The organism is Nostoc parmelioides FACHB-3921 (genome assembly GCF_014696625.1).
GTDB classification, from domain to species: Bacteria; Cyanobacteriota; Cyanobacteriia; order Cyanobacteriales; family Nostocaceae; genus Trichormus; species Trichormus parmelioides.
The window spans coordinates 105,793-127,216 of sequence record NZ_JACJQL010000016.1; the positions used below are offsets into that span (position 1 = coordinate 105,793).

Sequence of the window (21,424 nt, forward strand, 5' to 3'; positions counted from 1 at the left end):
CTTTACAGGGTAATTTCCTACAAAGGCTCAATGTGTTGTCCAGATTTTTTGAACTCTGAGAAATTTTAAAAAGGATTATAAATCAGCGAAAAATATAATCCATTTTCTTGCCAGGTTCTCGCTTGTGAATCAACAGATACTAAAGGAATCCCCCAATCGAGACGAGCGCTAAAGCGATCGCCACCTGACCAGCGCAAACCCAGACCAACGGACGCTAGGGTATTAGGGTCTGGAGTTTCTCGATAGTTATTCCAAGCCACACCAAAATCCACAAATGGGGTGAGTTGTAACAGACCATCGGATTGGGATAATCGCAGAATTGGTATTTGTACTTCAGCTGAAGCAAAAACTCCATTATCAGTTAGTAGAAAATCTTGCCGATAACCCCGGACGCTATCTAGACCACCCAAACCAAATTGTTCCAAAGATAAAAGCCCTTTGGATGCTATCTGTGTATTAGCTTTGATAATTAATAAGGTTTCTGGAGCCAGAAGACGCGCCCATTGGGCTTGTCCCTGCCAAGAAAAAAAGCGACTATCGGGAGGTTCGGCGTTAACTGTGGCGTTCAATGCACCTATACCCAGATTAAATTGCGATCGCACTGCGAAAACTTGCCGACTGTTACGAGTAGTCCATTCTTGAAAGAAACGCAATGCAGATATCCTGGTGCGTCCTTGATCATCAGCGCCAGGGGAAAGCACACTAGGCGGTAAACGAGGTTCTTCGTCGAACAGTGAAGAAGATATTTCACTTTCTCTACGTGAGGCTGTCAAACCAATAGCGAATTCTTGGCTGGGAGATTGAGCTAATGGTTGACGATAGGTGATTTCGTAGTAGCGAGAGGAAGACTCGATATCGAGAGTATTAAAAGGTTCTTCAATCACATTGCTGGATGAAGTGCCAAAATTAAAGCTGATTGTGCCATTGCGGGGATTCAATGGTAAGGTATAACTTGTATCAAAAGTGTTACTACCATCAGTATTACTATAAGCTAAACTGATGTTATCACCTAACCCCAGCAAGTTAGCTTCATTTAATTGTACTCGGCGGCGAAAACTCCCGACTCCAGGCGATCGCCCATTATCTAAAGCTAATTGAGCATTAAAAGATTTTGCTTCTGTGATTTGTACCTGTAGTACACTCGTCCCTGGACGAGAACCTGCTGAAAGTTCAGCAGAAAGATTTTGAATCAACGGATTAAGTTGTAATAATTGTAGTGCTTCTAGTAAACTCTCGCGGTTGAGTGGGGGTTCTGTGGCGATCGCCAACCGACTACGGACATAATTAGGCTTGAGTCGCCGATTTCCAGTAATTTGAATATCTTCTAATCTACCTTCCACTACTTGAATTTTAATCACACCAGATTTAATAGTTTGTGGCGGGATATAAGCACCAGAAGTAATGTAACCCTTATTAACGTATAGTTCGGTAATTTTAGAACGAGCTTGAAACAGTTCTGCTAATGTAATAGGTCTTTTGGTAAACTCGGTGGTAACCTTGGCTAACTCTTCCTGACTAAATACTGTACTGCCAACAACTTCAAACCTCTCTACTGTAATAGTTTGAGGCGCATTTTCTGGTACTTGCTGCTGTGGGTTAATGTCGGGAGAGGACGGCTGGAGTAACTCTCCTGGTGGCGGTAATTGCTGTGGTTGCTGGGGCGGAGGTAAAGGAACAGGTGCAGGTGGTTGGATATCTTGAGGCTGAGGTAGTGGTTGCGTAGGGTTACTATTTGGTAGTTGCGTCCGATCAACAGCTTGAGCGTTCACAGGTAAAAAATCTATGCTGTTGAGTGATAGGAATATACTCAACGGCAGCCAAGAAACTGCAAGCTTTGGGTGGCGATACATCATGCTAGTAATTTGTTTATTTGCCAACAATAAGAGATTTGCACGGCTACGGCTTTAGAAGTGAATATTACTTCATCTTCTGATATTGGTACACGCTAACCATCAAAATTTTATCTACGCAACGGTAAAAAAGCAGGGGAAAGGGGAGCAGGGAGCAGGGAGCAGGGGGAGCAGGGGGAGCAGGGGAAGCAAAGAAGAATTACTGTTGACCAATGACAACTGACAACCGACAACTATCTATTGACTTACCTTGACAATTAATTTGCCAAAGTTTTCCCCTCGCAACAAGCCAATGAAGGCACGAGGTGCGTTTTCCAAGCCAACCACTATATCTTCTTTATATTTCAGTTGTCCTGACTGCAACCATCCAGCGACATCACGAACAAAATCGGGGAAACGGTGTTGATAATCACTTACCAAAAAACCTTTAATTAAGGCTCTTTTAATGAGCAAAGGCATTAGATTCGGGCCGGGAGGTGGTGATGAAGCATTGTATTGGGAAATGAGTCCTACTAAGGGAATTCTGGCTCCCAAGTTAATTTGCTGCAACACCGCTTCTAAAATTTCACCTGCGGTATTGTCAAAATAAACATCTATACCATCAGGTGCAGCTTCTTGCAGTGCTGGAGCGATTTCCTGCGTCCGGCGGTTAATTCCCACATCAAAGCCTAATTCTTTGACGATATAGTCGCGCTTTTCGTCACTACCAACGATCCCTACCACTCTAGCACCTTTAATTTTGGCAATTTGACCTGCTACCGCACCGACAGCACCAGAAGCGGCAGAAATAACTACAGTTTCACCTGCTTTTGGTTGACCTATATCGAGTAAAGCGGCGTAAGCGGTTAGACCAGGCATACCCAATACGCCTAAATAATAGGATAGAGGAGCCTGATTGGGGTCAAGTTTACGCAAAGTCTCACCTTTAGCAACAGCGTCAGTTTGCCAACCATGATTGCTGAGAACAAAATCTCCTGGTGTAAACTCTGGATGATGGGATTGAATGACTTGGCTGACTGTTTCACCAACAATAACTGAGTTCAATTGTGTTGAGGCTGCGTAAGAAGCATTGGTGCTGAGACGACCACGCATATATGGGTCGAGGGATAAATAAATAGTGCGGTTGAGAACTTCACCTTCCCCTGGTTGGGGAATTGGTGACTCTACCAAAGCAAAATCACTCTCCTGTGGTTCCCCAACAGGGCGACTTTTGAGGACGATTTGTTGATTGACTGCATCAGCCATAGAAAAATGATTCCATAGTAAAACTGATGGCCAAAGTACATGATGTTTTTCATTTTGGCATCAGGCGATCGGCTATACCTGTCCATAGGTCATCGTCATATCTATTAAGATGAGTCTCTAACGGAGGCGAAGTTACGAGAAGGGCGAAAGTGTACACACAAGTCCAAGTAAAGTAAGAACAGAAAGGGTGTGAGGTTAATTAACGGCAAATTCTATACTCAAAAATTTTCCATGACTAATTCCCGTCAAATAGCTTTTATTGCCCTGAGAGATGTGCATAAAGGGGCTTATACAGATGTTGCTTTAGATAGGGCGTTGCAAAAAGCACATTTATCAGATATTGACCGCCGTCTAGTGACAGAATTACTTTATGGCAGTGTCAGAAGACAACGAACTCTTGATTTTATTATTGACCAACTCGCCAAAAAGAAATCGCACCAACAACCAACAGAACTCCGCAGTATCTTACATTTAGGTTTATATCAACTGCGTTATCAAGAGCGTATCCCTGCTTCTGCGGCTGTGAATACTACTGTTGAGCTAGCGAAAGATAATGGTTTCGCCGGACTGACAGGTTTTGTTAATGGTTTATTACGGCAATATATCCGTTTGGCTGAAGCATCACCAGATTTTCTCGAACTCCCAGAAAATCCCGTGGAAAGGTTGGGAATTTTACACAGCTTCCCTGACTGGATGATCAAAGTGTGGTTGGAACAGTTGGGTTTGACGGAGACGGAAAAACTCTGTGAATGGATGAACCAAACACCAACGATTGATTTGAGAGTCAACCCCTTACGAGCTTCTGTTGCAGAAGTGGAAACAGCTTTAAAATCGGCTGGGGTTTTGGCTAGACCTATTCCTCATTTACCCCAAGCTTTACGACTCATTGGCAATACTGGTTCTATCCAAAAGCTTCCAGGGTTTAGTCAAGGTTGGTGGGTTGTACAGGATGCTAGCGCCCAGTTAGTTGGTCATTTGCTGGATCCCCAACCCGGTGAAGTGATCATTGATGCTTGTGCTGCACCGGGAGGTAAGACGACTCACATTGCTGAGTTAATGAAAGATGAGGGAAAAGTTTGGGCAGGCGATCGCACTGCTTCACGTTTGCGTAAGCTGAAAGAGAATGCCCAACGCCTGAATTTACACTCGATTGAAATTTGCACAGGTGACAGTCGCAACTTACCGCAATTTTATAACGTTGCTGACCGCGTATTACTGGATGCCCCATGTTCTGGCTTGGGAACTTTGCACCGCCATGCTGATGCGCGCTGGCGACAAACACCAGAATCTGTTCAGGAACTCTCGACGCTGCAAAAGGAACTATTAGCACATACATCAAAATTTGTCAAAGTTGGGGGTGTGCTGGTTTATGCCACTTGCACGTTACATCCGGCCGAGAATGAAAAAGTAATTACGGAATTTATGGCTGAAAATTCTGATTGGCAAATTGAGCCGCCTAGCCCCGATTCGCCTTATTCTACCTACACTACACCGCAAGGCTGGCTGAAAGTTTGGCCTCACAATCAAGACATGGACGGCTTTTTCATGGTGCGCTTAAGAAAAACCAACGTTTCCGAATGATTACTATCAGGGATAGTACGATTTGATTGAAGCCTGAATCTCCCAGAGGAGGCAGCGATGGTGACAGATTCCAATGTAAAAAATTTAGTTAAAATCTTGATAGGTGCGGCTTGGATTGATGGCAAAATCCAACCAGAAGAACGGCAATATCTGCGCGAGATAGCCCAAGCTAAAGGTTTGGCTAGCGATCCAGAGATTAAGCCTTGGCTGTATGAGTTAGTTGCTGTTAAACCCAATGAATGTTACAAGTGGGTGAAAGAATATCTAGGCGATCGCCCTAGTCTCGAAGACTGCGAACATTTGATCGAAGCCATTAGTGGTCTGATTTATAGTGATGGGGAAGTAGCGATTGAGGAAGCAAAGCTCCTGACAAAACTACAGGATCTAGCAAAATCAAACGAGTCAAACCAATCAGCTCATACTGTACTGTTAAAGCAGATCCAACAACTGTATCGGCGTTGGGTAGAAGTTCAAAATTAACTATAGTCAAAAGTCCATAGTCCAGACTTGATTGACTAAACGACTAATGACTAATAACTAATTAAGACTTCGGTTCGCCCAGACCCGGAGTTTCTTCTTTTTCCACCTTAGGGACAAAATCGGGACGTTCCTTGCTTTCCCAACCAACAGGACGCTTAGAGTTGTACCAAGCAATGGAGCCAATGGTGACAGCCGCAATAAAACCGACTACATACACCAAGGTAAAAGCTGTGGGGAAGTGATTTCCTCCTGTAGCGATCGCATTTGCTGCCTGCATCAATATACGCATAAGTAATATGTTCCTAATTTACGCAACACTTCTTCATAGAGTATAAAAAAAGTGTAACATCTACATCCCCCCCTAGTTTGAAACATTTCCTATTACATGGGGCAGATCACGGGGAATAGGAAATAGGAAATAAGAGTTAGAGGTAGAAAATTTTTTTAAAAGCCTAAAATCTGCATTGATTTTTCCAGAACTTCTTTGGGGCGAAATGGTTTAGTTAAATACAAATCAGCGCCAACATCCATTCCTCTTTGTTTATCAAACTCTTGTCCCTTGGCTGTCAACATCACAATGTAGACATTAGTCATTTGTAGTTCATGTTTAACAATCTGACACACTTCCAAGCCACTCATTTTCGGCATCATCACATCAAGAAACACTAGGTTTGGTTGCTGTTTTTTGATGGTTTCCAGGGCTTCTTCTCCGTTTCTGGCGGTTAAAAGTTCTACTCCTTCGTCTTCTAATGCTTCTAGGGCTTGTTCCAGCAAAATCACGATATTGGGTTCATCGTCAACAATGAGAATTTTTTGGGTCATATGAATCAATTCAAAATTCAAAATTCAAAATTCAAAACAGCTTGTTCGTTTACCCTCGTCCTGAAATGATTAACGATCTGAGAGCATGATGAAGAATACATTCTCTAACTCCTTTTCAAACTTGAGAGTTTTCACCAAGTCGGCTTCTTGAGAGAAGATAGAATCGATGATGATCATGTCCGGTTTAGCTGACAGGGCTTTATGGATACATTCTTGGGGATCTGAGGCTTCAATCACGTTGTATCCCTGAGTTTGCAATACATCCGATATGGTTTTTAAAGTTGACGCGTTTTGATCAACAACCAAAACCTTTTTACTAGAAATGCCCTGGGAAAGGAGAGAGCCAATTTCATTGAGAAGTTCTTCTGTATTTATGGGCTTGGTGAGATAGCGATCAATCCCAATGTGGTGACCGCGTTCTTTATTTTCCACAATTGAAAGAATGATGATCGGAATATCTGCGGTTAGGGGATCGTTTTTCAAAACAGCAGCTACATCAAAACCGTTGATTTGGGGCATCATCACATCTAGAACAATCAAATCAGGAGAGGATATTTTGATTTGATGAATCGCATCCATACCATCCTTGGCTTCCCGAACGTTGTAGCCTTCGTTTTCTAATTGTTGACGGAGTAGTTCTCGAATGTTGGCATCATCATCAACAACCAGAATGGTTTTGCGGTTTTCGCTGCCTACTTTGTTGGCAGTGATGACGTGTTCTTTCAGTTGTCTGACTAGGGCATCCAGATTGAGATTAGCATTGGTTTTGTGATTGCTAGCGTAGATGGGAATGTGGAAAGAGAAGACGCTACCATTACCTGGGTTACTTTCCACCCAGATTCTGCCGCCATGATGTTCGACAATTTGTTTACAGATGGGTAGTCCTAACCCTGTACCTTTTGGTTTATCGGTGAGGGTATCACCAACTTGGCGGAATTTCTCAAATACTTTAGGCTGGTCTTCTGGAGCAATACCAACACCTGTATCAATGACACTGATACATACACCATCTTTGTCTTGTTTGACACGACAGGTAACAGAGCCAAATTCAGTAAACTTAACGGCATTAGAAATTAAATTGATCAGGACTTGTAATAGACGATTGCGATCGCCTATTATTTGCGGCAACCCAGATTCAATTTCTGTGAGCAACTGTAGACCATTAGTTTCAAATAATGCGGCTGTGGAAGTAGCCGCCCAATCCAATAACTCACCAGGGTCGATAGGCTGCATTTGCCATTCCACCTTACCTGCTTCCATCTTGGCAATGTCTAACACATCGTTAATCAAAGATGTGAGTCTTTCTGCTTCCGACACAATAATATTGAGATTGTCACCCACCCGCTTGATTGTTTTTTGCAGTTTACGATCTTCGCTACACAGGATGGGGAATACATCTTTTTGCAGTTTTTCTTGAATAATGGAGGCAAAACCAAGGATAGAAGTTAGTGGTGTCCTGAGTTCGTGGGAAACTGTGGAGATAAAATCAGTTTTCATCTGGTCGATTTCTTTTTCCGCCGTTACATCCCGAATCAACAGCGCTGAACCAAAGCAAGCGGCAACTTCCTTGGTGTCTGTCCGCTTAAAGATGGCTGTCCCTACGGCTTGCCCAATGCGGTCTTTTGCCAGTGCTACATCAGCAGCAAACACCTCTCCAGGATGAGATCGAGTGCGCTCAATCAAATCTGCTAAACCGAATATGGGTAGTTCCTGATAATGTCCATTCAGGGTGCTGGCTGTTAATCCGTGCATAGCTAAAAAGGCAGGATTGTAATGGGTAATTTTTCCTGTGGTGTCTACTACCAACAAACCATCCGCTAAGTTATCTAAAATGGCATTTAATCCTTGGGCTTCAGCTAGGGTATTTTGCAGTGCTGCCGTCCGTTCTGCTACTCTGGCTTCCAGTTGGTGATTGAGTTGTCGTAGAGACATTTCTGCCAGCTTGCGGTCATGAATGTCGCTACAGGTGCCAATCCATTCTTGAATACTGCCATCTTGTTTTAAGACAGGAACACCACAAACCGAGAAGTAACGGTAAGTGCCATCTTTACCCCGTAGCCGATATTCGGTTTGGTAAATACTGCGCGTCGCTACAGCCGCATTCCAGGCTTCCAAGGAACGGGTACGGTCATCGGGGTGAATGGGATCAAGCCAACCCCAACCCTCAACCTCCGCTTCACTCTGCCCTGTATAAGCTATCCAAGTGAGCATTTCGCTACTGATTCCCCATCCTTCTGGGGTTGTACCCCAAACAATTTGGGAACTAGCAGTTACCAAAGAGCGATATCGTTCCTTCAAACGTTGATTTTCGGCTTCTGCTAACTTGCGATCGTGAATATCTGTACAGGTGCCAATCCACTCCCGGACATCACCATCTTCTTCGATAACGGGAGCGCCCCAGACCCAAAAGTAGCGATAATTGCCATCCTTGCCACGAATCCGGTATTCAATTTGGTATTGGCTGCGGTTGGCTACAGCAATACCCCAGGCTTCTCCGGTGTAGCCCCGATCATCGGGATGAACAGCATCAATCCAGCCTCCGTTCTCAGCTTCCGCTAAAGTTTGTCCTGTGTAAGCAATCCAGTCTTTGAGTTCAAAGCAAATTCCTTCTGGTGAACTGACCCAAATAATTTGTGTATTAGTTGTCACTAGAGAGCGGTATCGTGCTTCGCTCTGTTTCAAGATTTTTTCCGATTGTTGGCGTTCTTTTTGGGCTTGTCTGGTGCTGCTAATGTCCTCGACACTCGACCACATCAGTTTCTCGCCATTTTTCTCAATCACCACAGTGGAAACTTTGACGGGAACCAAGTGTCCATCCTTGTGAAGATACTCCTTCTCATAGGCTTCGTGACAACCAGTCTGTTCTAGTTTCTCTAGTATGGTTCTCTCGGAGGCGAGATAGTTTTCAGGAGTAATCTGCCAGTAGTTTAAGTTGAGGGTTTCTGGGACAGTTCTCCCCAAAATGTCAGCATAACTGGGATTCACATTAATCAACGCGCCATTTTTTCGCCACAATACCAGACCAACAGGACATTTTTCCCAAAGGAGGCGATTACATTCATCAAGTTGGCTAGACATGGTTGTGGTTTCCTTGGTGATTGATTGGTGTAGGGTTAGAACAACAGAACCAGGACAACAAGGTGGCGTAAAGTTTTAACGAAATTGGATTACGTTGAAAAATTTGGTAAATTTGCTCAGAGGATGCAGTATCAACGCCTGGGTTCTGTTCGGAAAGTTGACGGATCAGTTGAGTATGGCGGAGCAGCAATTCTGTTGGTTTGAAGGTGGGAGTTGTGGAGGGAATGAAACCGTCTGCATCAGCAGTTGGGGATAATTCGCTTGTAGGGGTTGTTAAGGTTGCAGTCTTCAGGTCAGGAATCAGACGATTTTGCTCTTTAGCTACTTCCATTGCTGAACAATTGATTGGGATTTGAATCCAAAATTCTGTACCTTGACCTGGTTGAGAACGACACTTGAGAATTCCATGATGTCTCTCTACAATAATTTGGTGGCTGATGGCCATGCCTAACCCAGTTCCTTTCCCAACTTCTTTCGTGGTGAAGAAGGGATCATAGATGCGTCCAATGATATCTTCCTTGATACCTGAGCCATTGTCGGCAATGCGAATCACCACCCATTGATCGTCTAGGGCTTCGGTGCGAATGGTGATTTGGGGTTTAGTCAAAAGTCCAGAGTCCATAGTCAATAATTTAGGGTCGTTGACTCTTAACTCTTCTAAAGCATCAATGGCATTTGCCAAGATGTTCATAAACACCTGATTCAACTGTCCTGGGTAGCACTCAATTAAAGGAAGTTGGGCATAATCTTTAATGACTTCAATTTCTGAATAATTAGGGCCAGCTTTGAGACGATGGCGGAGAATCATTAGCGTCCCGTCGATGCCATCTTGAATATTGACGGTTTTCATTTCCGCTTCGTCATGGCGGGAGAAATTCTTCAGGGATTTGACAATTTCTACAATGCGATCTGTGCCAACCTTCATGGAATCCAGCAATTTGGGCAAATCATCCCTGATAAATTCCAGATCAATATTTTCTAAATCTACTTCCATCTCTGACGGAGCCAAAGGTAAGAATTTCTGATACTCATGCAGTAGGTGTAGTAGATCCTTGGCGTATTCAGCAACGTACCTCAAATTCCCACAAATGAAGTTAACTGGATTGTTGATTTCGTGGGCTACTCCGGCCATGAGTTGCCCCAAACTGGACATTTTTTCACTTTGGATTAACTTTGTTTGTGCTAATTGCAATTCATGGAGAGCTTGCTGAAGTTTTTCTGTTTGGGCTTTTGCTTGGGCGGTGGCTTGAGTGCTTTGTTCATAAAGCAAGGCTTTTTCAATGGCGATCGCAGTTTGTGAGGCAAAAATGCTCACAAGCTTGAGGTGTTCAGCTTTATAGGCTTCGGTTTTGGTTGTACCAATGGCGATCGCTCCCAATATCCGATCTTTTGCTCGCAAGGGTACGCAAATCATTGCGTTGACGTTCTTTTGCTCATCTATCCGCAGATCGGCTGGTAAATTATTGATCAGTTCTGCCCGACCAGATTGTACAATGCTGCCAATAATTCCCTGGCCTGGTTGCGGTTGATTTTGGCCAAAAAGCTGCCCAAATTCTGCAATAGTTTCAAAGGCAGTTTTATCTGGGCTGAGGAGCAGAATGATCCCCGCAGACGATTCCATCAGTTGACTTAATTCTTTAAGTACGAGTTGAGCAATCTGTCTAGTATCCAAACTTCTAGTCAGTTGAGTGGAGATATCCTCAAACAAATCAATTTCTTGGTATCGCTCCAACAATTCTTTAGCCAGCTCTTTCTTCTCTGCTTCCTGTTTTGCCAAAAATGACAGCAAACTAGCTATTATGCTGGATTGTTCTTCACCAACAACCCAACCGATGATTTCTCCTGACACCTCAATTGAATGTCTGGATTGTGAAGTTTGCTCCCCAATACTCAGCAGTTTTGTGCCGTCTACTAGTTCCACATCAATTGCTACCTTGAGTTGCTCAACTAAGTTTTGCAGGAGTAAAGGTAACTCTTTTTTGCTAAAAATCTTTTTGAGGTTAATTGCGGACATACAACACCTCACCTAAAGCGCTTTGCAAACTAGCTACTATCAAACCAACACAGTGATTAATTTCACCGAAGAACACAACAGCATCACTTTCTGTTAGTTGCTGTCTTGCCTTTTGTCTGAAGTGCCTAGCACTTCCCCACAGAAGAGTTATTGTCATAAAATTTAAAGAATATATGAATTTACTATCAAGACTAGTCTTCCCAAAAAAAATGGCAGCATAACGATAAAGTTAAGCTGCTTTAAACAGGGGTTTAAGGGTATGGGAGTGTAAGGGTAAAGATACTCTCAGCACTAAAATTACAACCAAGCGCGGTCATATTGAACTGGCCAGTGTTTCTCGTGTCCTAGTTCTTTCGCTGCTAGGTGAGGCCAGTAGGGATTGCGGAGGAGTTCACGTCCTAATAGGACTATGTCGGCGACACCAGAGCGAATAATTTGGTCGGCTTGTTCTGGGGATGTAATTAAACCTACTGCCCCCGTAGGGATATTGGCTTCTTTACGGATACGTTCGGCAAACTGAGCTTGATATCCAGGTTTCACAGGTATATTAATACCTGGTATAACCCCACCGGAAGAACAATCTATTAAGTCTACGCCTAAAGATTTTAGTTTGTCGCTGATGGCAATACTTTGTTCAATATCCCATCCTTTATCTACCCAATCCGTGGCAGAGAGGCGTACAAATAAGGGGTATGACTCTGGCCATACCTCTCGCACAGCCTCAACTACTTCTCGTAATAGACGGGTACGGTTTTCAAAGCTACCACCGTAATTATCTTGGCGTTGGTTAACTAGGGGAGAAAGAAATTGGTGTAATAAATAGCCGTGGGCTGCATGAATTTCTATAACTTTAAATCCAGCTTGCAGGGAACGTTTGGTGGCTTGGACAAAAGCTTGAATAACTTGCTGGATACCTTCAATACTTAAGGCTTCAGGTACCGGGCTTTCTTTACTAAAAGCGATCGCACTACTAGATACCACAGGTCGCCAACCTTCTTGAAACTCATCTATAAATTTCCCCCCTTTGCTGGGTTTAGAGGTGCTGGCTTTTCTCCCTGCATGGGCTAGTTGAATAGCCGCTACTGCACCAAAGTTATGAATCAAGCCGACGGTTCTCGCCAAAGCTTCTATATGTGCATCCGACCAAATTCCCAAATCTTGGGGGCTAATTCGTCCGCGAGCTTCCACCGCCGCCGCTTCGGTCATTACCAAGCCCGCTCCACCAACTGCACGAGAACCTAAATGAACCAAGTGCCAGTCATTAGCAAAGCCATTGGTACTGGAATATTGACACATCGGCGATAAGGCGATGCGGTTGCGAAAAGTAACTTCACGAATTCTTAGTGGTTCAAATAGATGAGTCATTAGTTATTAATTCCTTCTCTTGCTAGGTGAAAGAAATTTGGCAATATTCAAGGTTGTAGGAGACAGAAGGCTTTTTTGGGGGATACCCTCAAGGGACTTCCAACTAAAAAAATATACAATCGCTTTGGTAAGCAGGGGAGGCAGGGGGAGCAGGGGAAGCAGGGGAGGAATAATACAATGATCATATTTGCTCTGACCCATTGAATAATTTATTTTCTGGAAGTCCCCAAAAAAGGAAGTTATAGCCGTAGTCACATAGATTAGGATATCAAGCCAGGATAAAACCCTGACGAAACAAGGCTTTTAAGTCTGTCAACTGTCAACTGTCAACATACATATCCAAAGCCATGAGTAACATCCTGAGTCTTCCCCAAATCCCGCCTTCATCCTTGGCTATAGAATTTTTTCATTGAGAACGGCTTCTGCTTTGTTAATGCTTCCTGTATATCTTCACAACTACATTCCCAAATATCTTGTTGGCCTTGTCCTTGATCAATTTTTAACTGTAAATTATCTGGTAATTTTGTGTTTTGCCAATGTGAATGAACTTCTACCCATAATAGTTCTCTTTCAACTTGTCCAAAGAACATGATAGCCGTCTCCTTTACTACAAAAAACATTAATTATTTCTTCAGTCTTTTCCTCTTCAATATTTTTTAATTTAATGTTTTATTAATGTTAATACCTGAAATAATATGTTTGTAAATAGAAATCAAAAACGGTCTTTAACAAGAAAATTATTTTTTATAGACTCTATACTACATCCTTTTTCATATATTTTAACTAGCGAATAATATTAGTTATTATTAGTAAATATATTTTTAGGTAAAACTGCTCATTGTCTGCCATTTTTTTAAGGTAAATACTTGGTAATTTAAACTAGCATTGCCAGATATTTCCACGTATTTTATTAATCTAAAATACGATGTATCTTAGTATTTTTGTGGGGAAAAATTGTTCCTACAAGGATACCAGGGGTAAAATAGTTTTCCATTGTTGGCTAAAATTACCTGAACTCCAAGCTGCCAAATTCTTCGAGTTCACCAGCTATAAGTAGAACGTAAGCCTCCTAACTGGTTCAACGTCAAGTTCCATGATCAGCCGAATATCTATTTAGCAATTTAATATTAGTATAGTACACTAAATCTATGGGTTTACCGTATTAAACAAATATGAGATTCGCATAGATTCCAGAAAAACACAAGGGGATATTAAGATTTAGTGATATTGCTAGAGAAAACTGTAATTTTGGCTACAAAAATTTGCCAAAAATAAAGGACAAGAGTAATTCTTGTCCTAAATCATAAAAATAGCAAATGGTGTGTCAAATACGTCAGATGCTCCTGATGACATTAACTTTTTGTGGTCGTGTCTGTACAAAACTGTAACCGACCAACGCCGAGACACTACCCGGCAGTTTGCTTTCCAGAAGGAAAAGCTATTACATCAAATAAATATACCCTATCCTAGAAAGGATTGCGATTAGTCCACAGACCAATTGTCAAGATTTGCCCAAGCGGTATGGGAGAATCAAAGGTGATCAATGAAATTTAATCTTAGCCATGCTAGTGATGCTTTAGTTTTTGTTGCAATAAAGATGGGGATAAACATGATGTTTTTTGTCGGAGTGAATTTAGCTCATTGTATTTGATCAATCTGCCAAATTTTGATGGTTTGATCAGCGCTACCACTAGCGAGGAAATTACCATCGGGACTGATAGCTACAGAATTAACTGATGCTGAATGTCCGGTAAGGGTGTGTAGTAGTTCGCCTGTGGAAATGCGCCAAATTTTGATGGTGGTGTCGCCGCTACCACTAAATAAAAATTGTCCATCTCGACTGGTTGTGAGGGATTGAATGTCGCCTGAGTGTCCAGTTAAAGTATGCAGAATTTGGCCTGTAATTAAATGCCAAATTTTGATGGTGGTGTCGCCGCTACCACTAAATAAAAATTGTCCATCTCGACTGATGGCGATCGCTTTTACTTCCTGATCATGGCTGTTGAGAGTACGTAAAGGGTCGCCTGTGCGGGGGTTCCACAACCTAATTTTGTTGTCGGAACTACCACTGGCGAGGATTGTACCATCTGGACTAATGGCTACGGCGTGAACGGCGGAGGAGTGCCAAAGGGTACAAATGCGATCGCCTTTTTGTAGGTTCCAGATTTTAATTTTATTACTACCACTAGCTAAAATTTGCCCATCTGGACTGATAACTACTACGTTTACAGGTTTTTGATGTCCTAAGAGGGTATGGAGTAGTTTACCTGTTTTTAAATGCCAGACTTTGACGTTACTTCTGGGATGTACACCGCTACCAACGGCGAGAAAATTACCATCGGGACTGATAGCTACCGAGGAAACTTCTCCTAAATCACCTGTGAGGGTGCGGATGAGTTTACCAGTGGGAAAATTCCAGATATTAACTGTTTGATCTGTACAGCCACTAACTAGAACTTCGCCATCAATACTAATATCCACAGATGTGACTTTACCTGAATGTCCTGTGATTGTTTTGGTGAGGTCTGGGTATTCTAGGCTACGTTTGTATTTGAGGGTGGCGATCGCTTCTAGCAGTTTCTCTACAGATTCTAAACTGTGGCGATCGCCTATGGCCGTAAAATATTCTCTGAGCTTTTGGATATATTCTTCGTCTTCTATCTTGAGGGCTGACTGCATCGCCTCTAAGGGACTAGTGAATTGCTGTAATGAAACTTGACGCAGTTCTAACCATGCGTTGATGGAGTAGTCAACCTCTGCTTGCGCCCAAGAACTATCTGGTAGGTGGGCTAAACTCTGGGCTAACTGCACAGATAATTCTGGTATCCAGTAAAGTCGTTCTTTTTCTAAAGCTTCGTAAACTTGCTTGTAACTTGTGGCGATCGTTTGCAGTGATTGTACATCAATCGCATCTTTGAGCAAACTTGGTAACAATTCTGGTAGTAGAGGTGGTACATCATGATTCCCCAGATGATAAATATCCGCTACCCAAGCCGTAACTAGAGAATGACAAGTGATTAGCACTTGGCAAAGTTGTTCAATATCTTGCTGATTGACTCGATACTGTAAAGATAATTTACTAATATCAATACCTTTTGCTTGCCATTTCTCTGTTTTCTCTAAAATTGCTAAATTAAAAACGTTATCTTGTCCGAATTCATTAATTTCTTCTACATCTACACCTATTTCTATCAGTTCATCTCTAATTCTTTTCCACTCTAAAGCTCGATTTTTAGCAGAATTCTGAACGATTGCTTTATAAGGCAGGCGAGAAATAGTTTTATAGTAGTATGTTCCCTGAGTCAAGCCCCAATAAGCAATCCGAAAATTTAAATAATCTCCATCATTTTCCGACTCTAAAATTAATATTGGCTCTGTTTTTAACATCCCAAACAAAGCTTTGATACTTGATTCACTATGAAATCTTTTACTATCCCAGGCTCCTGCTAAAAATTCTATCGGTCTAGTGGGACTGTGGAGAGGGTAATTTTTATTGATAAACTCTCGTAAACCCTCCGCCAGCATTAACTCAATTTCAGAATAAGTTTCTACTTGATTATCGAATTTATCAAAATGGATTTTTGGAGGTGCAATAAAAACTTTTAGAGGTTTACGTCCATAACTATGATGGGATTCTAAAATTTGTGATGGATATAACCTTAAGGGCCAACTATCAAGAATTTTGTTAACTTCTGGTAGCTTTAACGCCGTCTCTCTCTGTTGGTTGGCAATTTGGGCTTGTGTTTCCCGTTGATAAGCCACCAATTGCTGCTGCCAAAGTTTTTCTTGTTCAAGACTCTGATTTGAATTATCAATGTCATTGATATTATTGATTGTTTCGAGAAATCCTTGAATTAAATTGGGAACTTGGTATCTAGCTGTGGTTAGACTTTCTTCGCTCCTCTTGTGAATGATATTTACAAACACAGGAGCAAACTCTAGTACTAGTTGAATTAGTAATCTTAACCCTGGTTCCATAGGGGTTTCCTGTTAAATCAATCACATTAGTATTACAAGAAAATTATGTGAGCTTCTCGTCAAGCATGGCCCATACTATACCTGATAGATCGGCCAATCTTATCGTCTAATGCAATAATCACTATATACTTTCATCCTACTACTTCTAGATAACTTTACTGTCGTAAGACATAATAATAATCAGTAAGAATGTAGGAGTTGGGAATATTGCAGAAATCAAGAGCTATTTTACTTAAACTCTGAGATTATGATACCAAACTCCGCAAAATCATGAATTTTTGCCTTTAATGCTTCTTTTTTAATATGTAATTTTTACTTGAGCGCGTCGTTATCCTCTCTACAAAAATGTGTGCGATCGCCAGGACGTAGTTAAATTTGTCTATACTGATTTACTTAATCATGAATTTGGTTATTGAAGCCAGTACTCAAAATAACTGTTTTTGCAATATATCCATGCTATTTCTAAGGTAAATGCTTCACTGTCAGTGAAACCTCAAATGGATGCAAACTCTCCGCATATCAAGGCTACTCATAAACCGAAAATTTTTAATAATTCAGAACGTTTTATTGAGGGATGGTATTGGTTAATACCATCTAATAATTTAGGAATCAATGAAGTTAAATCTATCACTCTCTTGGGTAGAAAACTAGTAATTTATCGTGGACAAGATCAACAAGTAGTTATTTGTGATGCCTACTGTCCACACATGGGCGCTCACTTGGGGGAAGGTATTGTTGAAGGTAATGAATTACGCTGTGCTTTCCATCACTGGAAATTTAATGCTGATGGAATATGTGTGGAAATTCCATGTTTAGATGAACCTCTTTCCCTCAAGTTAAAAACTTGGCCAACAGTAGAGAAGTACGGGATAATTTGGGTTTGGACTGGAGAAATCCCACGAGAATCTGTACCATTCGTTCCAGAGTTAGAGTTTCAGGATTACGAGGCTGTTCTCGGTTCTAGTTTTGTGATAAATTGCCATCCTCATCTCATGATGTTGAATGCTATTGATACTCAATATTTTCAAGGAGTCCAGGTTTTAGATATTGGCTTTGAAAAACAGGAATTAAATCAAAATGCCATTATTTTTAGTAAATATAAACGACAATATCATGATTTACCGTTTAAAAAAGTCTTTCGTCCTTTATACAAAAATCCTATTTATAGTATTTGCTATTGGTATGGCAGTACATTCACTTTAACCGTAGGAACAGACTTACGCCGTTGCTATCTTATGTTGGCTTTACGGTTAATTCCAGGGGAACAGGTAGAAGTACAAACTATATTTTTTATCAAGCAACGTAAAGGTCTGTTCGGTTGGTTATTTAATCGTTTGATGTTATGGCTGAGTAATTCTTTGGTACAGGAATTAATCAGTGATGAGAGGAACATTTTGCAGACTATGCAGTTTAATTTAAGAAATCCCATCAAAGTAGATCAATCGATTATGCAATTAATCAACCATGTGGAATTACAAAAACCTTTGATGTGGAAGACTTGGCTGTTAGCGCGATCGCCTGAGACAGAGGCGAAGGAAACTCAGACTAAATGGCGAGATGAATTGACTAACGATTAAAGAAAGATAAAAAGTAAAAAGTTATCTATCATGACTTTTTACTTTTTTCAGCCAGGTAATTGCACTCATAAAAAGAAGTGGCAAAGCCACTTCAGATTTCCCAGGTAGAACCTAGAGATGAGTATAACGACTAAAAAAAATTAAAATCGTATAAATTGACACCAATTATTTTAATCATGCCAGACTTGAGGCTGATAAACCCTCTATTGGGAAATCAAAAGCTAGAGATGAAATATTTTTATGTTCGATTGTAGATTTTTATTTGAGGCGTTACTTGTATATTAAAAGCCATCCCAATAATCATTCAGGGGAAGGCTATGGTAACTCATGTATGTACTGTTTGCGGCTACGAGTATGATCAAGAGGTTGGTGATCCAGATAGTGGTATAGCTGCGGGTACGCCCTTTGAGGATATCCCAGAAGACTGGGTATGTCCGGTTTGCGGTGCGACAAAAGATTTATTTGAACCAGCAGATTTGTAAAAATAAGTACGATAAGGGTTACGCAAAATTCAAAATCTTGTGTCCAGAGGTTTTGAAAGATTGACAATAAGAAATTTATTTCCACCGTGCTGTACTAGCCTAGAAAGTAGGTGATCTAGAAAAGAAAGTTGGAAAATTGCTACCTTCAAAAATTGTAGTTGTGGGCGGCGGGGCCGCAGGATTCTTTGGTGCGATCGCTTGTGCTAGAGTTAACCCCCAAGCAGAAGTTACGTTAATTGAAGCCAGTCGTCAAACACTGGCGAAAGTGAGTGTTTCTGGCGGTGGGCGTTGTAATGTGACTCATGCTTGTTTTGATGCAAATGAGTTAGTGCAGTATTACCCCAGAGGTGGTAAAGCTTTGCGGGGCGCTTTCGCACGCTTTCAGGCTAAAGATACAGTAGATTGGTTTGCGACCCAAGGTGTGCGTTTAAAAACTGAAGCTGATGGGCGGATGTTCCCCATCACAGACAGTTCGGAAACGATTGTAGATTGTTTGATGAACGCAGCCACAGCCGCAGGGGTGGAAATATTAACAGGAGTGGCTGTTGCATCAATTAAACAGTCACAGGGAAGTAAGTTTGAGATTTTTTGCAGGTCGGGAAAGATCATCAAATGCGATCGCCTATTATTAGCTACGGGTAGCAGTCGTGTCGGCTATCAAATAGCCCAAGAATTGGGACATCATATTGAATCGCCAGTTCCATCACTATTTACTTTTAATATTTCTGAGGCTAAGTTGCGGGCGTTAGCAGGTATTAGCGTTAACCCAGCGCGGTTGCGGTTATGTGTTGATGGTGCATCACCACTGGAACAAACTGGCCCTTTGTTAATCACTCATTGGGGCTTAAGTGGCCCGGCTGTTCTCAAGCTTTCCGCCTGGGGCGCAAGATTGCTACATGATAAACATTATCAAGCAACCTTATCAGTTAATTGGTTGCCCGATTTTTCTCAAGAACAAGTACGGCAAAATATCCTAGCAATAAAAAATGAATGGGGAAAGCGGGCGATCGCTTTACATCGCGGCGTTGATTTACCACACCGTCTTTGGCAATATATCATTGCTCGTGTCGGCATCACTACAGATGAACGCTGGGCAGAATTATCCAATAAAACCTTAAATCTGCTAGTTCAAGAACTCACTCAAGGACAATATTTAATTAATGGTAAAGGAGTCTTTAAAGAAGAGTTTGTTACCTGTGGCGGTGTGAATCTGAAGGAAATTAATTTCAAAACAATGGAAAGTAAACTAGTGCCAAATCTCTACTTTGCTGGAGAGATTTTGGACATTGACGGTGTTACAGGTGGATTTAATTTTCAAAGTGCTTGGACAACAGGTTACTTGGCAGGAACAGCTATAGGCAACAATAGTGTTGATTAGTCAGGGCTTGAATGTAGGATGACTATTTGAGATTAAGCTGATGCCCGTCTAAATTGCATAACTACTAATAAGGGCTGTTGACTGTGAACTGTCAACAGTCAACAGCTATATCTATATTTCTTAACCTAATCACGTTGATCGATAACTAGTTACTAATATTCTCTGCAAGAAAGATTAATTTAAGAGCGATCGCTTTGTAAATATAGGTAAATATGCAACTAAGAGATCGCAGTTTATTAATATAAATAACTCAATTGCTAGAGGCTCAAATTCCAGGGTTATGGTACTAATGATTTGCGATGATTGGACAAATACCAAACATTGTAGATGAAAAGCCCGTTTTCTTCTTCCTATTGTTATAGGAGTCTCCAGTTTTGTGTAAACTCGCGTTTCGCTAGAGGTAACACTTATGACTAGTTACGATCAGGTCTTTAACTCAAAAAAGACCATAGAAGAATCACTCAGCCCGGAAGAAGCAGTTGCTGCGATCGCTGTCGTTACCGCCATTGCTGATTCTAATATTGAGGAGATAGATGCAGAAAGTATCGCCGGCATACTTTGGGAATTTGAAGTTTTCGCTGAATATTCAGAAGATGAAATTATTGAAACGGTCGATGAACTCATAGCCATCGTCGAAGATGAGGGAGTCGGGGCTTTATTTAATGCAGCGAGTCAAGCCCTCACCGATGAATTAGTCTGGGATGGTTTTGCAGGTGGGGTCATTATGCTGCTAGACGAAGAACAGCTAGTAGTTCCCCAAGAGAAACAGGCTTATCTCAAAAAGCTTCAGGTAGCATTAAAGCTGGAAGAAGACGAAGCCCAAGAAATCATCCAAGAGGTAACAGCAGCCTTCCAAGATTTAGAAAATGAAGATTACTTAGATGAAGACGATGATATTCTCACAGTAGAAAATTACTCTGATGAGGTATACGAATCACCCTTGGGTAACTTCACTGTACCCATTCCCGTTGATGCCGAACAAGGCGGTAAAATTCAAAGTCAAGAAGGTGTAGTTGGTTTCTCAGATGACTTCGGCACTTTATTAAGAATTGATTACTATCCCATACCTCCAGAACAATTAGAGGAATTTGACTCTACGGAAAAACAAGAATATCTCCGCTCAATCATGGTTGAAAAGTATGTACCACAGGCAATTTTGAATAATATACCCAACGCGGAAGTTAAGTATACAGAATATCAAGAAAATGAGACACTAGGCTATTATTATGCCCTGGTAGATATGCCTAATGGCTCAACAATTTCCCAAGCCGAGAACAACGGTACTATTACTAGATTGAACGCCTATCGAGGTTTGATTTCCTTTATTAAAGATGATTTTCTGTATATAGTTAGCAACCAGCGTAGCTTTTTTAATGGAGATATGCCTACCTCCATTGAAGAAGAAGCTCAGAACATTAAAGAAAACATTTTAGGGTTTGTAGAAACTATAGAGTTTACTTAATAGCAAACTCTTAATAAACGTGAGTCTCCAACGAAGGCGAAGTTGGAGACTCACCTTACTTGATTTTGGTTTGTATTTTTCCCACAGGAAGTTTTCTACATCCCGTAAACAC

Annotated in this window: 16 protein-coding genes; 6 read left to right on the plus strand and 10 right to left on the minus strand. The window is 41.4% G+C overall.

What is annotated here, in order from left to right:
- Positions 1 to 65 precede the first annotated feature (65 nt).
- Both H6G14_RS13565 and H6G14_RS13570 read right to left on the minus strand, forming a co-directional pair.
- Positions 66 to 1,853, minus strand: a complete 1,788-nt coding sequence (locus H6G14_RS13565; RefSeq protein ID WP_190567927.1) for a ShlB/FhaC/HecB family hemolysin secretion/activation protein — start codon at positions 1,851 to 1,853, stop codon at positions 66 to 68.
- A 234-nt stretch (positions 1,854 to 2,087) separates the two neighbouring features.
- Complete coding sequence (locus tag H6G14_RS13570; protein WP_190567907.1) at positions 2,088 to 3,095, minus strand: NADP-dependent oxidoreductase; 1,008 nt, start codon at positions 3,093 to 3,095, stop codon at positions 2,088 to 2,090.
- 231 nt (positions 3,096 to 3,326) lie between these two features.
- On the opposite strand from H6G14_RS13570, the gene H6G14_RS13575 reads away from it, so the two are divergent.
- Both H6G14_RS13575 and H6G14_RS13580 read left to right on the plus strand, forming a co-directional pair.
- The gene (locus tag H6G14_RS13575; RefSeq protein ID WP_190567908.1) at positions 3,327 to 4,676 is read left to right on the plus strand and encodes a 16S rRNA (cytosine(967)-C(5))-methyltransferase; all 1,350 of its coding nucleotides are present in this window, start codon (positions 3,327 to 3,329) and stop codon (positions 4,674 to 4,676) included.
- Positions 4,677 to 4,733: 57 nt separating this feature from the next.
- Positions 4,734 to 5,156: a tellurite resistance TerB family protein gene (locus H6G14_RS13580; protein WP_010994995.1), complete on the plus strand. Its 423-nt coding sequence runs from the start codon at positions 4,734 to 4,736 to the stop codon at positions 5,154 to 5,156.
- Positions 5,157 to 5,217: 61 nt separating this feature from the next.
- Here the strand turns inward: H6G14_RS13580 and psb35 are convergent, their stop codons facing one another.
- The 8 genes from psb35 to H6G14_RS13620 form a co-directional block, all read right to left on the minus strand.
- Positions 5,218 to 5,445 carry a photosystem II assembly protein Psb35 gene (gene psb35, locus H6G14_RS13585; RefSeq protein ID WP_190567909.1) on the minus strand — a complete coding sequence of 76 codons (228 nt, stop codon included), beginning with the start codon at positions 5,443 to 5,445 and terminating at the stop codon, positions 5,218 to 5,220.
- 155 nt (positions 5,446 to 5,600) lie between these two features.
- Complete coding sequence (locus tag H6G14_RS13590) at positions 5,601 to 5,978, minus strand: response regulator transcription factor (RefSeq protein WP_190567910.1); 378 nt, start codon at positions 5,976 to 5,978, stop codon at positions 5,601 to 5,603.
- 69 nt (positions 5,979 to 6,047) lie between these two features.
- Positions 6,048 to 9,056 carry a PAS domain S-box protein gene (locus tag H6G14_RS13595; protein WP_190567911.1) on the minus strand — a complete coding sequence of 1,003 codons (3,009 nt, stop codon included), beginning with the start codon at positions 9,054 to 9,056 and terminating at the stop codon, positions 6,048 to 6,050.
- The gene (locus H6G14_RS13600; protein WP_190567912.1) at positions 9,049 to 11,070 is read right to left on the minus strand and encodes an ATP-binding protein; all 2,022 of its coding nucleotides are present in this window, start codon (positions 11,068 to 11,070) and stop codon (positions 9,049 to 9,051) included. Before H6G14_RS13600 ends, H6G14_RS13595 begins: the two co-directional genes overlap by 8 nt.
- Positions 11,057 to 11,227 (minus strand): hypothetical protein, encoded by a 171-nt coding sequence (locus H6G14_RS13605; RefSeq protein ID WP_190567913.1) that lies wholly within the window; start codon positions 11,225 to 11,227, stop codon positions 11,057 to 11,059. The genes H6G14_RS13600 and H6G14_RS13605 overlap by 14 nt, the downstream gene beginning before the upstream one ends.
- Before the next feature lie 140 nt (positions 11,228 to 11,367).
- Positions 11,368 to 12,435 (minus strand): NADPH dehydrogenase NamA, encoded by a 1,068-nt coding sequence (namA, locus tag H6G14_RS13610; RefSeq protein WP_190567914.1) that lies wholly within the window; start codon positions 12,433 to 12,435, stop codon positions 11,368 to 11,370.
- Between the two features lie 383 nt (positions 12,436 to 12,818).
- Entirely contained in the window at positions 12,819 to 13,025 is a 207-nt protein-coding gene (locus tag H6G14_RS13615; RefSeq protein WP_190567915.1) for a hypothetical protein, read from the minus strand.
- A 1,048-nt stretch (positions 13,026 to 14,073) separates the two neighbouring features.
- On the minus strand, positions 14,074 to 16,413 hold the full coding sequence (locus tag H6G14_RS13620) for a WD40 repeat domain-containing protein (protein ID WP_190567916.1): 2,340 nt from the start codon (positions 16,411 to 16,413) through the stop codon (positions 14,074 to 14,076).
- A gap of 497 nt (positions 16,414 to 16,910) precedes the next feature.
- Between H6G14_RS13620 and H6G14_RS13625 the strand changes: the two genes are divergently transcribed.
- The 4 genes from H6G14_RS13625 (at position 16,911) to H6G14_RS13640 (ending at position 21,312) form a co-directional block, all read left to right on the plus strand.
- On the plus strand, positions 16,911 to 17,990 hold the full coding sequence (locus H6G14_RS13625) for an aromatic ring-hydroxylating dioxygenase subunit alpha (protein WP_190567917.1): 1,080 nt from the start codon (positions 16,911 to 16,913) through the stop codon (positions 17,988 to 17,990).
- A gap of 317 nt (positions 17,991 to 18,307) precedes the next feature.
- Complete coding sequence (gene rd, locus H6G14_RS13630) at positions 18,308 to 18,472, plus strand: rubredoxin (protein WP_190567918.1); 165 nt, start codon at positions 18,308 to 18,310, stop codon at positions 18,470 to 18,472.
- Positions 18,473 to 18,608: 136 nt separating this feature from the next.
- Positions 18,609 to 19,850, plus strand: a complete 1,242-nt coding sequence (locus H6G14_RS13635) for a BaiN/RdsA family NAD(P)/FAD-dependent oxidoreductase (RefSeq protein ID WP_190567919.1) — start codon at positions 18,609 to 18,611, stop codon at positions 19,848 to 19,850.
- A gap of 409 nt (positions 19,851 to 20,259) precedes the next feature.
- Positions 20,260 to 21,312 (plus strand): tellurite resistance TerB family protein, encoded by a 1,053-nt coding sequence (locus H6G14_RS13640; RefSeq protein WP_190567920.1) that lies wholly within the window; start codon positions 20,260 to 20,262, stop codon positions 21,310 to 21,312.
- Positions 21,313 to 21,424 lie beyond the last annotated feature (112 nt).